Origin of the sequence: Erysipelatoclostridium sp. AM42-17 (assembly GCF_003480255.1) — a bacterium.
In the GTDB taxonomy this organism is placed as follows: domain Bacteria; phylum Bacillota_I; class Bacilli_A; order Erysipelotrichales; family Coprobacillaceae; genus Faecalibacillus.
The window spans coordinates 58,573-72,595 of the sequence record NZ_QUIN01000009.1; the positions used below are offsets into that span (position 1 = coordinate 58,573).

15 protein-coding genes and 1 pseudogene are annotated in these 14,023 nt (G+C 30.9%); 4 read left to right on the top strand and 12 right to left on the bottom strand.

All coding sequences use genetic code 11. The annotated features are described in order from the left end of the window. Positions 1–12: 12 nt before the first annotated feature. Together ftsX and ftsE are read right to left on the bottom strand one after the other, a co-directional pair. The gene (ftsX, locus tag DW911_RS05120; RefSeq protein WP_118432810.1) at positions 13–924 is read right to left on the bottom strand and encodes a permease-like cell division protein FtsX; all 912 of its coding nucleotides are present in this window, start codon (positions 922–924) and stop codon (positions 13–15) included. Then, the gene (gene ftsE / locus DW911_RS05125) at positions 921–1,607 is read right to left on the bottom strand and encodes a cell division ATP-binding protein FtsE (RefSeq protein WP_118432809.1); all 687 of its coding nucleotides are present in this window, start codon (positions 1,605–1,607) and stop codon (positions 921–923) included. Before ftsE ends, ftsX begins: the two co-directional genes overlap by 4 nt. Before the next feature lie 118 nt (positions 1,608–1,725). Between ftsE and DW911_RS11115 the strand changes: the two genes are divergently transcribed. Then, complete coding sequence (locus tag DW911_RS11115; protein WP_233541851.1) at positions 1,726–2,124, top strand: hypothetical protein; 399 nt, start codon at positions 1,726–1,728, stop codon at positions 2,122–2,124. 219 nt (positions 2,125–2,343) lie between these two features. Here DW911_RS11115 and DW911_RS05135 read toward each other — a convergent pair whose 3' ends face one another. The 8 genes from DW911_RS05135 to DW911_RS05170 all read right to left on the bottom strand — a co-directional run bounded on the left by DW911_RS05135 (position 2,344) and on the right by DW911_RS05170 (position 10,513). Next, the gene (locus tag DW911_RS05135) at positions 2,344–3,213 is read right to left on the bottom strand and encodes a YitT family protein (RefSeq protein WP_118432808.1); all 870 of its coding nucleotides are present in this window, start codon (positions 3,211–3,213) and stop codon (positions 2,344–2,346) included. Beyond that, positions 3,206–4,321: a peptide chain release factor 2 gene (gene prfB, locus DW911_RS05140; protein ID WP_118607541.1), complete on the bottom strand. Its 1,116-nt coding sequence runs from the start codon at positions 4,319–4,321 to the stop codon at positions 3,206–3,208. Before prfB ends, DW911_RS05135 begins: the two co-directional genes overlap by 8 nt. Continuing rightward, positions 4,321–6,954 carry a preprotein translocase subunit SecA gene (gene secA, locus DW911_RS05145; protein WP_118432806.1) on the bottom strand — a complete coding sequence of 878 codons (2,634 nt, stop codon included), beginning with the start codon at positions 6,952–6,954 and terminating at the stop codon, positions 4,321–4,323. Before secA ends, prfB begins: the two co-directional genes overlap by 1 nt. Positions 6,955–7,058: 104 nt before the next feature. Continuing rightward, positions 7,059–7,256 (bottom strand): cold-shock protein, encoded by a 198-nt coding sequence (locus DW911_RS05150; protein WP_118432805.1) that lies wholly within the window; start codon positions 7,254–7,256, stop codon positions 7,059–7,061. 145 nt (positions 7,257–7,401) lie between these two features. Continuing rightward, positions 7,402–8,031, bottom strand: coding sequence for a ComF family protein (locus DW911_RS05155; protein ID WP_118432804.1), 630 nt, complete (start codon positions 8,029–8,031; stop codon positions 7,402–7,404). Next, positions 7,998–9,095, bottom strand: coding sequence for a DEAD/DEAH box helicase (locus DW911_RS05160; protein ID WP_118607542.1), 1,098 nt, complete (start codon positions 9,093–9,095; stop codon positions 7,998–8,000). The genes DW911_RS05155 and DW911_RS05160 overlap by 34 nt, the downstream gene beginning before the upstream one ends. Before the next feature lie 64 nt (positions 9,096–9,159). After that, positions 9,160–9,627: a MarR family winged helix-turn-helix transcriptional regulator gene (locus DW911_RS05165; RefSeq protein ID WP_118432802.1), complete on the bottom strand. Its 468-nt coding sequence runs from the start codon at positions 9,625–9,627 to the stop codon at positions 9,160–9,162. 19 nt (positions 9,628–9,646) lie between these two features. Continuing rightward, complete coding sequence (locus DW911_RS05170) at positions 9,647–10,513, bottom strand: DegV family protein (RefSeq protein ID WP_118607543.1); 867 nt, start codon at positions 10,511–10,513, stop codon at positions 9,647–9,649. Positions 10,514–10,601: 88 nt separating this feature from the next. Between DW911_RS05170 and DW911_RS05175 the strand changes: the two genes are divergently transcribed. The 3 genes from DW911_RS05175 to DW911_RS05185 all read left to right on the top strand — a co-directional run bounded on the left by DW911_RS05175 (position 10,602) and on the right by DW911_RS05185 (position 13,288). Continuing rightward, positions 10,602–11,201: a YigZ family protein gene (locus tag DW911_RS05175; protein ID WP_118432800.1), complete on the top strand. Its 600-nt coding sequence runs from the start codon at positions 10,602–10,604 to the stop codon at positions 11,199–11,201. Positions 11,202–11,250: 49 nt separating this feature from the next. Then, positions 11,251–11,721 carry a dUTP diphosphatase gene (locus DW911_RS05180; RefSeq protein ID WP_118607544.1) on the top strand — a complete coding sequence of 157 codons (471 nt, stop codon included), beginning with the start codon at positions 11,251–11,253 and terminating at the stop codon, positions 11,719–11,721. A gap of 100 nt (positions 11,722–11,821) precedes the next feature. Then, positions 11,822–13,288 carry a family 1 glycosylhydrolase gene (locus tag DW911_RS05185; protein ID WP_118607545.1) on the top strand — a complete coding sequence of 489 codons (1,467 nt, stop codon included), beginning with the start codon at positions 11,822–11,824 and terminating at the stop codon, positions 13,286–13,288. Between the two features lie 22 nt (positions 13,289–13,310). Here DW911_RS05185 and DW911_RS05190 read toward each other — a convergent pair whose 3' ends face one another. Both DW911_RS05190 and DW911_RS05195 read right to left on the bottom strand, forming a co-directional pair. Beyond that, positions 13,311–13,727, bottom strand: coding sequence for a flavodoxin family protein (locus DW911_RS05190; RefSeq protein ID WP_118607546.1), 417 nt, complete (start codon positions 13,725–13,727; stop codon positions 13,311–13,313). Between the two features lie 9 nt (positions 13,728–13,736). Continuing rightward, a pseudogene (locus DW911_RS05195) lies at positions 13,737–13,955 on the bottom strand (aldo/keto reductase); the annotation flags it as partial. Positions 13,956–14,023 lie beyond the last annotated feature (68 nt).

The window sequence follows — 14,023 nt, forward strand, 5'->3', positions numbered from 1 at the left end:
TTAAGAAGATGATTAGAATTTTAAGAAACGTCTCATAGAAACAAAACTTCCGATTAATCCAACACCTGCACCTAAACCAACAAGTACAAATGAGAAATTACGAATAAATGGCATTGGTGCTTTCAATACTAACATTGTAGACATCAAACTACCACCCGTATAGTTATAAATCATACTATATCCATAAATCAATACAATAATAGGAACAATAGCGCCAAAGATACCAATAAGCATACCTTCTAACATAAAAGGAATACGAATATACCAGTTACTTGCTCCTACCATTCTCATAATACCTATTTCTGTACGACGTGCTGTAATGGTAATTTTAATTGTATTAGAAATCATAAATAGAGCAACAACAATTAAGGCAACAACAAAAACAGAACCACCTGTTTGAATGGTATGTAAAGTACTAATCATACTTTTTGTTGAATCTCCACCATAATTGACAGATTTAACATTATTAATTGTTTCAATCTTTTTAGCAATCGTTGCGATTTTTTGAGAATCTTTAACTTCAACTTCATATGCAGCACCTAAAGGATTATCTTGACGATAAGATTCAAATAATTCTTTTCCATCATTTCCTTGTTTTTCAATAAGTTTAGTTAATTCTTGATCTTTAGATGAATATGTAGAAGATTTAACACCAGTAATTTTATTAATTTCTTCACCTACTGCTTTTTCTGCATTTTCATCAATAGAACGATCTAACTTAACATAAATACGTACACCTTCTTGAATATTTTCAGAAATTCCTTGTACGTTAATAGCTAAAACACTAATAACCCCAATTAATAATAATGTAATCGTTACAGCAAAAATAGATGAAAAAGACATAACACCATTTCGCCATAAATTAACAAAAGCTGTCTTAAAATGTTTAGGAAGATTTCTTATACAACTTACTAATTCTTTCATGCTAAATCATAACCTCCTAATGTTGTATCAGCTGTTACACATCCATTTTCCATTAATATTGTACGTTTTTTATGTTCTTGAACAATTTCACGGTCATGAGTAACAACAAGAACTGTTGTTCCTTGTTCTTCATTAATTCTCTCTAATAAACTAATAATTTCTTTTGATGTTTCTGGATCCAAGTTTCCTGTAGGTTCATCAGCAATCAAAACTTTTGGTTTATTCACAATTGCTCTAGCAATAGCGACACGTTGTTGTTGTCCACCTGATAATTCATGTGGGAAAGCATTCACTTTGTCTTCTAAACCTACTAATTCTAACGTTGCACGAACTCGCCGTCTAATTTCCATCTTAGGGGTATCAATAACCTCTAAAGCATAAGCTACATTTTCAAAGACTGTTTTTCTAGGTAAAAGTCTAAAGTTTTGGAAAACAACACCAATATTTCTTCTAAAATAAGGAACTTTACTATTTCTAATTTTTGAGACATCGCGCCCAACCACTTCTACAGTTCCTGAAGTAGCTTTTTCTTCACGATAAAGCAATTTAATAAAAGTTGATTTTCCAGCACCTGTTGTCCCGATAACATATACAAATTCACCTGGTTCAATTGTTAGAGAAAGATCATTGATAGCTCTAACACCGGTTTTATAAATTTTTACTACGTGTGTAAGTTTTATCATTTTTTTATCAACTCCCTCAAACATTATAGCATAAATTGTCATTTATAGTTGTTATTTCATGCTATTAATTATGTTTTTTCATGGTATAATAAATTATAAACGAATAGGAAGGTCATATATGAAACGAATTTGTCCGCATTGTCAACACATTTTAAAAGATAACTGTTACATTCAAGATAAAGGTGTAACTTTAAGTTATCCACATCTTATCATTAAAGAAAAAAATTACAAAAAATCAAGTCATGAATTAAAATCATGTTACTGTCCTCAATGTGGCTATGTTGAATTATATATTGATTTAAATAACGATAGTAAAGTCAGTCATATTACTGATAATCCTCAAGATTTATTTGTAACAGCAAAAAAATATGCTCAAGAATATAACCAAAGAATTGAAAAAGAAAAAAAAGAACAAGAAACTAAAAAAGCAGACCAAAGACGTATATTAAACCTTAAAAAGAAACAAAAATTGCATCAACAACGTTTACAAAAAAAGGCGGGTAACCAAATTATTTAGGGGGCAACCTAATAATTCAATAGAAAATAAGTTTAAAGAAGCAATCAATTAAATTGTTCCTTTCATAGTATCTAGACAATATTAACGATAAACGAACTATAAAAAAAAACAGCCAGGATCATAGCTGTTGTTTTTCAATGTCAATTATTAGAAGTTCATTCCCCTAAAGTAGACCCCTAAATTATTTGAATAGCCAAAAAGGCTTCAAAATAAAGCCTTTTATAAATCTATATTAGGTAGGGTAAATCCTCTACCATGTACACTATGTGTTTCATTACTAATAATAAATGCCGCAGGATCAACATCTCTAATCAATCCCATTAATGTATGTAACTCTCTTTTACTAACAACTGCCATGACGGCATAGCTTTGTTTTTGCATATATCCTGTTGTTACATTTAATAATGTACATCCTCGATTAATATCATCAAAAACAACATGTCTGATTTCTTGCCATTTAGGTGAAATAACAATCACTTGAACTTTTGATTCACCTAACATAATCATTTTATCCATCACAATAGCATTAATCAAAACGACTAAGATTCCATATAAAATCTGTTCAACACTAGAAAAGGGAACTTGACAAGCCAAAATCACACAATCAAATGCATTAATTAAAACAGCAACGGAAATCCCTGTTTTTTTATTTACAACTAATGGAGGAATATCCATTCCTCCAGTACTCGCACCCATTCTAATCACTAATCCTAAACCACCACCAATAAAAATACCGGCATAAATTGCAGATAGTAACATGTCTTGAGTAATCTGACTCACTGCTGGAATATTTTCAAATAATGTAAGAAAAGTAGGGAAAATAATGGTACTCAAAGCTGTTCCTAATGCAAATTTTTTCCCCAGACAAAAATAGCCTAGAATAAACATAAAGATGTTAATAGCATAAACAATCATTGACATTGGAATCCCTGTTAAATGTTTACCAATTAACCCTATTCCAGTTGCCCCTCCCATGATAATACCATGAGGCGTGATAAAGGCACAAATTCCAAAAGCTAAAATCAAATTTCCTAAAACAATCATAACTGTTTCAAAGATTGTCTTTTTTAAACCAGATAAGTTAGTCATCTTTTCCCTCCTTTAATTCAGATTTTAAATAAGCATAAATAAAAGGATCTAGGTTACCATCTAATACATCCTTAGGATTATTAGATTCATATTGACTTCTTACATCCTTGACTAAAGAATAAGGATGTAAAACATAGGAACGAATTTGTGATCCCCATGCAATCTCTTTTTGTTCTCCTTGGATTTCTTTTAATTCTTTAGCTTGTTTTTCTAACATCAGTTGATACAACTTACTTTTTAACATCAACATAGCTTGTTCTCTATTTTGTATCTGACTACGTTGACTTTGACAAGTTACAACAATGCCTGTTGGTAAATGAGTAATACGTACTGCTGAATCAGTTTTATTAATATGCTGTCCTCCAGCACCACTAGCACGATAAGTATCAATTCGAATATCTTCGCTTCTAATTTCAATTTCAACTTGATCATTAAATTCCGGAATGACATCAACTGATGCAAAAGAAGTATGTCGTCTTTTAGAAGAATCAAATGGTGAGATTCTCACTAAACGATGAACCCCTTTTTCTGCTTTTAAATGACCATAAGCATTGTATCCTTTAACTAAAAAAGTAACTGATTTAATTCCGGCTACATCACCATCTAGATAGTCTAATACTTCTATTTTATAATCTTTTTTATCACAATACCTTTGGTACATTCTAAATAGCATTTCTGCCCAATCTTGACTTTCCGTACCTCCAGCTCCAGGGTGAATTTCAACAATCGCATTCAAATGATCATGTTCATGAGATAAGAGTAATAGTTTTTCATATTCATCTAATGCTTTTTTAAATTCTTCATAATCACTTTCTAATACTTGCATAAACTCCTGATCATCTGTTTCTTTAACTAAAATATAAGTTTCATCTAATGATGATAACATTTGATTTAGTCTTGTATATTCATCAGTTATTTTTTTCATTCCATTTAATTGATCATAGATATTTTTTGCATGATTGGCATCATCCCAAAAACCATCTTGTAATGTTTGATGTTCTAACCCATCTATTTCACGAAGCTTTTCCTCAATTCTTGCTGAAATATAAAATTCTTTTATTATTAAATGGGCTTGATCAAGCCCATTTTTTATTTCATATAATTCCATTAATTAAACGTTAACTCTAATTTTAAATGAGGAATATCTTTTTCAGCTTCGCTTCCAGGTCTAATTCCCATGTGAACAATATTTTGACTCACAGCATCAGCAATAGATAAAGTCATTTGTTCAAACATATAGAAAGCTTCTTCTGTATATTCAGCAAGTGGATCTTTTTGAGCATAAGCACGTAAATAAATACCATTTCTAAGTTTAGTCATTGCATCAATATGATTAATCCATGTATAATCAATGACTCCTAAAAGAATACTTCTTTCATATCTTAATAATTTATCTTTTTCAAGATCTTGATTTAATCTCATTTGATATTGATTAAAACATAATTCAGTTAATGATTCTAATAATTTAGCAGGATCTTTAGTCATTGCTTCTTCATTAGTTGCTTCTACTTCACATAATAACATGTAATTTTTGGCTACATAATCAACAACAGCTTTAACATCAACAGTATCATGTTTTTCATGTGTTGTGCATTTTTTAATAACTTGTTCAATAGCTTGATTGAACATTCCTTTAATGACATCATCTAAACTTTCTGCTGTCATAATTTCATCACGTTCTTTATACATGATTTCACGTTGTTGTCTCATTACATCATCATATTCAAGAATATGTTTACGAGCATCGAAGTTTTGACCTTCTACACGTTTTTGAGCATTTTCAATTGTTTTAGAGACCATCTTATTTTCAATTGCCATATCATCATCTAAATACTTAGTAAATGATTGAAGTCTTTCACCCGCAAATCTTTGCATTAATTCATCATCAAATGATACATAGAATACTGAATATCCTGGATCTCCTTGACGTCCGGAACGTCCACGTAACTGATTATCAATACGACGTGATTCATGTCTTTCAGAACCAATAACAGCTAAACCACCTATTTCAGGAACACCTTTTCCAAGTTTAATATCGGTACCACGTCCAGCCATATTTGTGGCAATAGTTACAGCACCCATTTGTCCAGCACGAGCAATGATTTCAGCTTCTTTAGCATGGTTTTTAGCATTTAAAGTATTATGTCTAATACCACGACGATCTAACATTTTTGATAGTACTTCAGATGTTTCTACTGAAACAGTACCAATCAAAATTGGTTGACCATAAGCATGTCTTGCAGCCACTTCATCACATAATGCTTTAAATTTATTTGTTTTTGTTGAATAAATTTTATCAGTACGGTCATCACGGATAACTGGTTTGTTAGTTGGAATTTCGATAACACGCATGTTATAAATCATCATAAATTCTTCTTCTTCAGTTTTAGCAGTACCTGTCATCCCTGCTAATTTATTAAATAATCTGAAGAAATTTTGATAAGTGATCGTTGCTCTTGTTTCTGTTTCTTCTTTGATCGGTACACCCTCTTTAGCTTCAATAGCTTGATGTAACCCATCAGAATAAGCACGCCCTGGCATCACACGTCCAGTAAATTGATCAATAATCATGATCTTAGCATTTCTAATATCACGTGTTCCGTCTTCTGTTGCTATCATATATTCAACATCTCTTTGCATAGCATAGTTTGCTTTTAGAGCTTGATTAATATGATGAACAAGAGAAGTATGTTGAATATCATATAAATTATCAATTTTAAATCCCTTTTCTGCTTTTGTAATACCACTTGGAGTTAAAGCAACTGTTTTTGTTTCCACATCAACTTCATAATCTTCATCTGCTTTTAATGATTTAACAAAACGGTCTGCTTGAATATATAGTGCAGCAGTATTTTTACGACCACCAGAAATAATAAGTGGCGTTCTTGATTCATCAATTAAGATTGAGTCAACCTCATCAATTAAAGCATAATTTAAACCATTCACTAAAACTTTATCTTCTAATGAAGTCACCATATTATCTCTTAAGTAATCAAATCCAAGTTCAGCATTTGTTGTATAAGTAATATCACAACCATGTGCTGCTTTCTTTCCTTCTGGAGTTAATTCTCTTTTATTTAACCCTACAGTTAAACCTAAAAATTCATATACTTTACCATTGTTTCTTGCATCACGTTCAGCAAGATAATCATTGACAGTAACAACATGAACACCTTTACCAGTTAAAGCATTTAAGTAAACTGGGAAAATAGAAGTTAATGTTTTCCCTTCACCAGTTTTCATTTCAGCAATATCACCATCATGTAAAGCAATACCACCCATTAATTGCACTTTAAATGCTTTTAACCCTAATTGACGCCAAGCTGCTTCTCTGGCAACTGCAAAAACATCAATTAAAATATCATCTAATGTACTCCCATCAGCTAGTTTATCTTTAAAAATTTGTGTTTGACTAGCTAAATCTTCATCACTCATTGCTTCATATTTTCCTTCTAAAGCAATAATTTGATCTGCCATCTTGCCAATTCTTTTTAATTGTTTTCTTTCATCATCAAAGACACCCTTGATTTTTGATACTAAACTTCTTTTGTTTTTTTGTGGTTCTGTTGAAAATGGAATCACTTTGCCATTGAACTCTTCATTCTTAAAATCTTCTACATGTATATCACTACCTTGTTGATCTTGTAAATCAACAATATTTTTTTCAGCTTCGATATTAAGTCCTTGTTTGGCATTTTTCTTTTTTAATTCTTTTCTAATTTCTTCTTTTCTACTTGCCATAAAAAATATATACTCCTCCATATTAAGTCTAGTTCATTATAACACCTAGCCTATCTTATTAAAAGATATTTTTATTTATCTATATGAAAAAATCTAGGTTATACCTAGATTTTTACAACATGTTTGGCTTGCATTCCACGTTCGCTTTGATAAAGTTCAAATTCTACTTCTTCACCTTCATTCAATGTCTTGTAACCATCTTGTACAATTTGACTATAGTGAACAAATATATCCTTTCCTTCTCCGCGATCAATAAATCCAAACCCTTTTTCGGCGTTAAACCATTTTACTTTTCCACGCATTCAAAATTCATCCTTTCCTTGGTACATTTCTAGTATATTGGATAGTGGCTAAAATAGTGAGTTTTTTCAATCGACAAAATTATCATCATATCATTATGTGTCGAATCCTGTCTGCAATAAAATCGAATACTAAGTAAAAGAATCATCATTTAGAAATTTGTGGCGGTATTTGTTTACTTGAAAGAATAAGAATTTCAATAGAACGCGGATCATATTGTTCAACTAAGGACAAGGCTGCTTGAAGTGTATGTCCCGATGTTATCACATCATCAAAAATAATAACTCTTTTATTTTTGAGCAAATGTCCATTTTTCATCTTTAACACCTTTTTAATTTGACTTCGATCTTTTTGCTTCGTTTGTTTGTAATTGGACGTTTTGTATAAACCATTAAAAATTTGAAAGCCTGCTTCTTTCATTATGGTTTCATTGGGAGCAAATCCTCGTTTTTGATTATCTTGATTACTACTAGGAAGAACAACAACTAAACGATGGTGTCTTTTTAAATCATGAACAAACGGTAAGAGAAACACTGACTTTAATGCTATATCTCCCAAACCTTTATATTGGTATAATAGTTGTCTAAAGAAATCATTATAATGATAGAGGATTGTTAATGGATAGTGATGGAAGTGCCCGTGATAGTCACATATTACAAACTGATGCAAACACTCACAACATATTGGTGGTTGATATATTAGATGAAATAAGTCTACACTTTGGTTTAAATCTTGATTACATATTAAGCATTGAGTGCTTTTATTTCTTTGATACATTGTCTTATTTCCTTAGTTTTAAAATAACTTAATATGATAACCTCACCCTCATTAAAAGGAACAACCCTTCCCACTCTGCCAGCTATTTGAATCAATGTTGGACAATCATAAATTGGATGAGCACCTTTCATAACAATAACCTGTATATTTTTTACTGTCATCCCTCTTTCTAGAATTGTGGTCGTAATTAATGCATCATAAAGATTCTCTTTTAATAATTCTAAATGATGCTTGATATTTTCAGTTTGAGAGGATACACCATAGACTTTAAATCCCACAACCTTTAAAAATTTGACAACAGGTTTAATATCTTTGATTGTTGGTACAAAGATCAATACTGGTTTTTTAGATGCTCGATATCGCTTTAACAACTTCATCATCATGAAATAACTGAAAATATCAGGAACAACAATACTCTTAGGTACTGGTAAATCATGACCATGATAGCGTCGTTTTAATAAAAGATCACTTTCTTGATTCGTTGCTGACATCATAACATAATGTCCCTTTATGCTCGTCTTTAACATCGCTTGTAATTCATTATTTCCAGCATAAGGAAAAGCATCAAATTCGTCTAGGATTAACAAATCAAAACAATGACGATAACGAAATAACTGATGCGTTGTACAAATAATAAACTGCCCATCCACCTGCTTTGAATGTCCCCCATACACAATCACAGGTTTAATGCCAGTAAATTGTTTTTCTATCCGCATTGCAAGTTCTTGAGTTAAGGCCTTTCGTGGTGTTGTAAAACATACTTTATGTCCTTGATTTAAAGCATATTTAATAACTGGATAAATCATCTCTGTTTTGCCTGACCCCGTCACTGATTTAACAACGGTATCTTTTTTCTTTTGATACCGTTTTAAAATTTGAAAAGCAATGCGTTTTTGTTCTTTCGTTAGTTCATATTGTAAATGATAATCAACATTTTGGTTAGGATAAGTAAGTTGAATAGAAGTTTCCTGATGACCATAATGAATACATTTTCGACAATAATAACGATCTTGAATTTGATAAAAATATTGAGGATCTTCATTTAAACATCGTGGACAAATCATCTTCATCACCCATTTATATTGTAAAACAAAAGGACACAAAAAGTGTCCTAAATATGTGCCATGTTTATTTAGCTTTTTTCTTTGTTCTTAATTCACTACGATAATCAATTAAATCAGAATAAATAAGTTTAATTGTTTCATAAACCCAATCCATTCTTTCTTGAGGTATATGTGATTTAATATAATAAGCTAATTCCTTATGAAATTGATTGTGAACTTCTAATGCTTTTTCTCCTTCTTTAGTTAAACGAAGATAGAAAATTCTTTTGTCTTCATTTGATCGTTCTTTGACTAAAAAGCCCTTTTCGATAATCTTTTTAACTGCTGTTGTCAATGTTCCTAAAGTGATATTCAAATGATTGGCAACTGCTGTCATTGAAGGAACTTCTTCTTTACTTACCGCTTCAATAACATGCATTTCACTCATTGATAATTGACTATATTCACTTTCTCTTAAATAAAGATCTTGAATATCTAATGTTGTATTAACCAAATCCACAATAAGTTCCACAGTATCTGTCTTTTTATCCATAGCTTACCTCTTATATCTATTATCCTTGATATTTCTTAATATATTGATAGCCAATACCACCAATTCCCATATGAGCTCCTACAACTGCCGGTAACTCACGAACTAAAATATCACAATCACCTAAACGGCGAATTAATTCATCTTTCATTTCATTAGCAAGTTTTTCATTTAAAACATGTTCAATAGCAAAAATATAATCTTTAGCATTAACATGACAATCATTAATCATATGATCAATAATTTTTAAATTTGCTTTTTTAACTGTACGAACTTTATCCAAAGTATCAATTTTTCCACCTAAATCATAATTAAGCTTCATAATCGGAACAATCTTTAGTAATCCTGCAAGTAATGCTACTGCTGGAGTAATACGTCCTCCTTTTTTTAGATGTTCTAAATTAGGTACCATAATAATCGTTGCTGACTCTTCAACCATTTGACGTAAAATATCACCTATTTCTTCTGGCTCTTTTCCTTGTTTAGCAAGCATTGCTGCTGTTTCTACCAAATAACGTTGATTACGTGCAGTTCCTTTACTATCAACTAATGTCACTGGAATATCTGCCATATCACAAGCCAATTTCATCCCATTTAAAGTAGAAGATAAACCTGTCGCTATAGGTAAAGCAATGACATGTTCATATCCTTGAGCCTTAATTCTTTCAACCGCATCATGAATGACTCCTGTCGATGGTTGAGAAGTTAATACTGTAAGGTCTTCTTTTTCCATTGTTTCAAATACAGTTTGACTATCAATTTCTATTCCATCTAAATAACCTTTATTCTTCATTGTTATTGTAAGTGGACAAACAAATATACCTTCATCCTCATTTTTTCCTATTGGTAATTGACATCCACTATCAGTTAAAATTGCAATTTTTGTCATACTCAACACCTCTTCTTTATTTATAATAGCAAATTCCTCGTCAATTTAAAAGAAATATGTGTTATCATTATTGCGATGAGGTAAAATTATGAAATCTGTAAATCAAATAAGCGAATATCATTTAATAATAAAAAAATCTGAATTTATTTGTACATTAATTCCCTGTGATGATGAAAATAAAGTCACAACAATCATTAATGAATATAAAGAAAAATACCATGATGCCTCGCATAATTGTGTTGCTTATATTGTTGGTTCTTCTTTAAGAGCCAATGATGATGGTGAACCATCAGGTACTGCCGGTTTGCCCATGTTAAATGTATTACAAAAACAAGAATTAACTAATATTATCGCTATTGTAACACGTTATTTTGGTGGCATTAAATTAGGTGCTGGTGGACTTACAAGAGCTTATAGTCAAGCTGTAAGTGAAGCATTAAAAGAAGCTGACATTGTAGAAAAAGAACTTGTTGATATCTATGATATCACCATTGATTATCATTATACGAAAAAGTTTGAACATTTATTAAAAACATTAGATATAGATTGTATGAATAAAGAGTATCTAGATCAAGTAACCTATCGTTGTTATATTCGTGATTTTAGTTTTTTTGACACTATTCAAGATTTAACAAGTAATCAATATAAAAAAGAGTTTATTAAAAAAGAATATGTAAAAATAAAATAGTTCATCCCATTGTCACAATAAGGTTTATAATAATATTGAGGTGATTAAAATGTATGAAATAGATAAAATTTATCGTCGACATGTTCATCATGAACTTGCCTTAATCAACGAACAATACAACCTTTTAAATAAGGAAATGGTCGAAGCTAAAATCTTATCCTTTTTAAGTGAATTAGGTCATGTAGGAGAAGAATCTCAATGTTATAGTTTTTGGGATCATTCTAAACATAGTGTAGAAGACTTAACAAGTGCCTATATGCAAGGTTTGCATATGTTACTTTCGATTGGTTTTGAATTAAAGGTTGATCATTTAAAAGATGTCAATGAATTAACTAATCGTCAATCTTTAAGTAAAAGATTTATTGATCTTTATCAAACAGCCTTAAAATTAAACCAAACATATCAATTCACAGACTTTCAAGATTTAGTTGATGACTACTTAACATTAGGTTTTGCATTAGACTTAGATATGCATCAATTATTTGAAACTTATTGTAATCAATATGAACAAAAAGATTAGCCAAGCTAATCTTTTTATTTATAATTTTTTTAGAATTTGAAAATTCACTTTTGAGTCACATAAAAGCGTTATAATAACACTAATTCAAGGAGGAAAGAAAATGAAATTTAATGAAAACTTTTATTGGGGTGGCGCTGTTGCTGCCAACCAATGTGAAGGTGCCTGGAACGTAGATGGACGTGGTATGGCACGTACTGATGTGACAACAGGAGGTACTGTTAATACACCTCGTATGATTACTTTTATTGACAAAGATGGAAATAAACAAAAAGTACCTAACAGCCATAGTTTTAAATTACCAGAAGGTGCTCATTTTGCTGTTTTCGATGATGAATTATATCCTAATCATGATGGTATTGATTTCTATCATCACTATAAAGAAGACATTGCTTTACTTAAAGAAATGGGATTTAAAATGTTTAGATTATCTATTTCTTGGTCAAGAATTTATCCTACCGGAGAAGAAGACACACCTAATCAAGCTGGATTAGACTTCTATCGAAATGTCTTTACTGAACTTAGAAATGCTGGTATTGAACCTCTTGTTTCAATTTGGCATTTTGATACACCACTTGCATTAGAAGAAAAATATGGTGATTGGCAAGATCGAAAATATATTGCTTTCTATGAAAAATATGTCACAACAATCTTTAATGAATACAAAGGACTTGTAAAATACTGGCTAACATTTAATGAAATTAATAATACCATCAATTTCTTACCAGACGATGCCAGTGATGAACAATATCAAGAAGCTTATCAACATCTACATTATCAATTTGTAGCTAGTGCCAGAGCTGTTCAAATTGGTCATAAAGTTGATCCAGAAAATAAGATTGGTTGTATGATTTGTGGTATTACATATTATCCACTTACATCAGATCCTCAAGATATTTTATTTAATCGTTCTAAATGGGAAAAGGGAATCTTCTACTGTGGTGATGTTCAATGTAAAGGAAAATATCCAACTTTCGCTAAACGTCTATGGAAAGAACACAATGTACAGTTAGATATCACTGATCAAGATTTAGAAGATTTGAAAAATGGTACAGTAGACCTTTATACATTCTCTTACTACATGTCACAAGCTGTGACAACTCATCCAAATGATGATACAGTAGGTGGTAATATGTCATTTGGTGTACGTAACCCTTATTTAACATATTCAGATTGGGGATGGGCTTTAGATCCTCAAGGTTTAAGATATTATCTAGAAATGATCTATGATCGTTATGAAAAGCCTTTAATGGTTGTAGAAAATGGTCTTGGTGCTTATGATACTGTTGAAGAAGATGGAAGTATCCATGATAATTATCGTATTGAATACTATCGTGAACATATTAAAGAAATGGCTAAAGCGATTGAAAATGGCGTAGATCTTATTGCTTATACAACATGGGGATGCATCGATTTAGTATCTGCCGGTACTGGAGAGATGAGAAAACGTTATGGATTTATTTATGTCGATAAACATGATGATGGTACTGGTACAATGAAACGTATGAAAAAAGATTCATTCTACTGGTATAAAAAAGTGATTGCCAGTCAAGGTGAAGATTTAGACTAAAAAAACACGCATTGCGTGTTTTTTATTTTGTTATCATTTGTTTATAATTCATGCCATATAAACTAGCAAAACGTTTCATCGTATATTCACCAGAAGCAAGTTGTTCTTGTGTTGGTGCACAGCCTTGAAAAACAAAATACAAATCTTTTCCTTTTAATAGATTTTCATCTACATATCCATAAAAACGATCTAATAAATTACGAATCGCTCCTGACATACTATGCCAATAAAGTGGAGAACCAATCACAATTGTATCCGCTTCTTTCATCTTATCAATGACTTCATTAAATTGATCATCATCAAATTTTTGTCCATAACTATATATTTTATAATCAACTAAATGTAATGTTTGATACTCTTTTCCCTTTAAAAAATGACTTGTAAGAGCAACTGTATTCCCATCTTTATTAGGACTTCCATTAATAAATAATATACTCATCTTAACCTCCTAATGTCCACCAAAAATATTAAATTCCATAGAATTTAATTTGTCATCAATTGTTTTAATTTCTTCTTGACTTAATTCTATATTTCCTGCTTCATAGTTTGATTTTAATCTTTCAAGTTTTCTAGATCCAGGAATAGGAATAATAAAATCATATTTGTTCATCATCCAAGCTAATGACATTTGAGCATTTGTTGCATGATGTTTTTTACCTATTTTAGAAACGACTTCTAATAGTTATTGTGAACCCCAAAAGTTGGACTTAAATTTTAAATCGATTATAAGGCTTG

Coding starts and splice junctions, on each gene's coding strand:
- ftsX (WP_118432810.1), bottom strand. CDS start 924: ATGAAAGAATTAGTAAGTTGTATAAGAAATCTTCCTAAACATTTTAAG.
- ftsE (WP_118432809.1), bottom strand. CDS start 1,607: ATGATAAAACTTACACACGTAGTAAAAATTTATAAAACCGGTGTTAGA.
- DW911_RS11115 (WP_233541851.1), top strand. CDS start 1,726: ATGAAACGAATTTGTCCGCATTGTCAACACATTTTAAAAGATAACTGT.
- DW911_RS05135 (WP_118432808.1), bottom strand. CDS start 3,213: ATGACTAACTTATCTGGTTTAAAAAAGACAATCTTTGAAACAGTTATG.
- prfB (WP_118607541.1), bottom strand. CDS start 4,321: ATGGAATTATATGAAATAAAAAATGGGCTTGATCAAGCCCATTTAATA.
- secA (WP_118432806.1), bottom strand. CDS start 6,954: ATGGCAAGTAGAAAAGAAGAAATTAGAAAAGAATTAAAAAAGAAAAAT.
- DW911_RS05150 (WP_118432805.1), bottom strand. CDS start 7,256: ATGCGTGGAAAAGTAAAATGGTTTAACGCCGAAAAAGGGTTTGGATTT.
- DW911_RS05155 (WP_118432804.1), bottom strand. CDS start 8,031: ATGTATCAAAGAAATAAAAGCACTCAATGCTTAATATGTAATCAAGAT.
- DW911_RS05160 (WP_118607542.1), bottom strand. CDS start 9,095: ATGATTTGTCCACGATGTTTAAATGAAGATCCTCAATATTTTTATCAA.
- DW911_RS05165 (WP_118432802.1), bottom strand. CDS start 9,627: ATGGATAAAAAGACAGATACTGTGGAACTTATTGTGGATTTGGTTAAT.
- DW911_RS05170 (WP_118607543.1), bottom strand. CDS start 10,513: ATGACAAAAATTGCAATTTTAACTGATAGTGGATGTCAATTACCAATA.
- DW911_RS05175 (WP_118432800.1), top strand. CDS start 10,602: ATGAAATCTGTAAATCAAATAAGCGAATATCATTTAATAATAAAAAAA.
- DW911_RS05180 (WP_118607544.1), top strand. CDS start 11,251: ATGTATGAAATAGATAAAATTTATCGTCGACATGTTCATCATGAACTT.
- DW911_RS05185 (WP_118607545.1), top strand. CDS start 11,822: ATGAAATTTAATGAAAACTTTTATTGGGGTGGCGCTGTTGCTGCCAAC.
- DW911_RS05190 (WP_118607546.1), bottom strand. CDS start 13,727: ATGAGTATATTATTTATTAATGGAAGTCCTAATAAAGATGGGAATACA.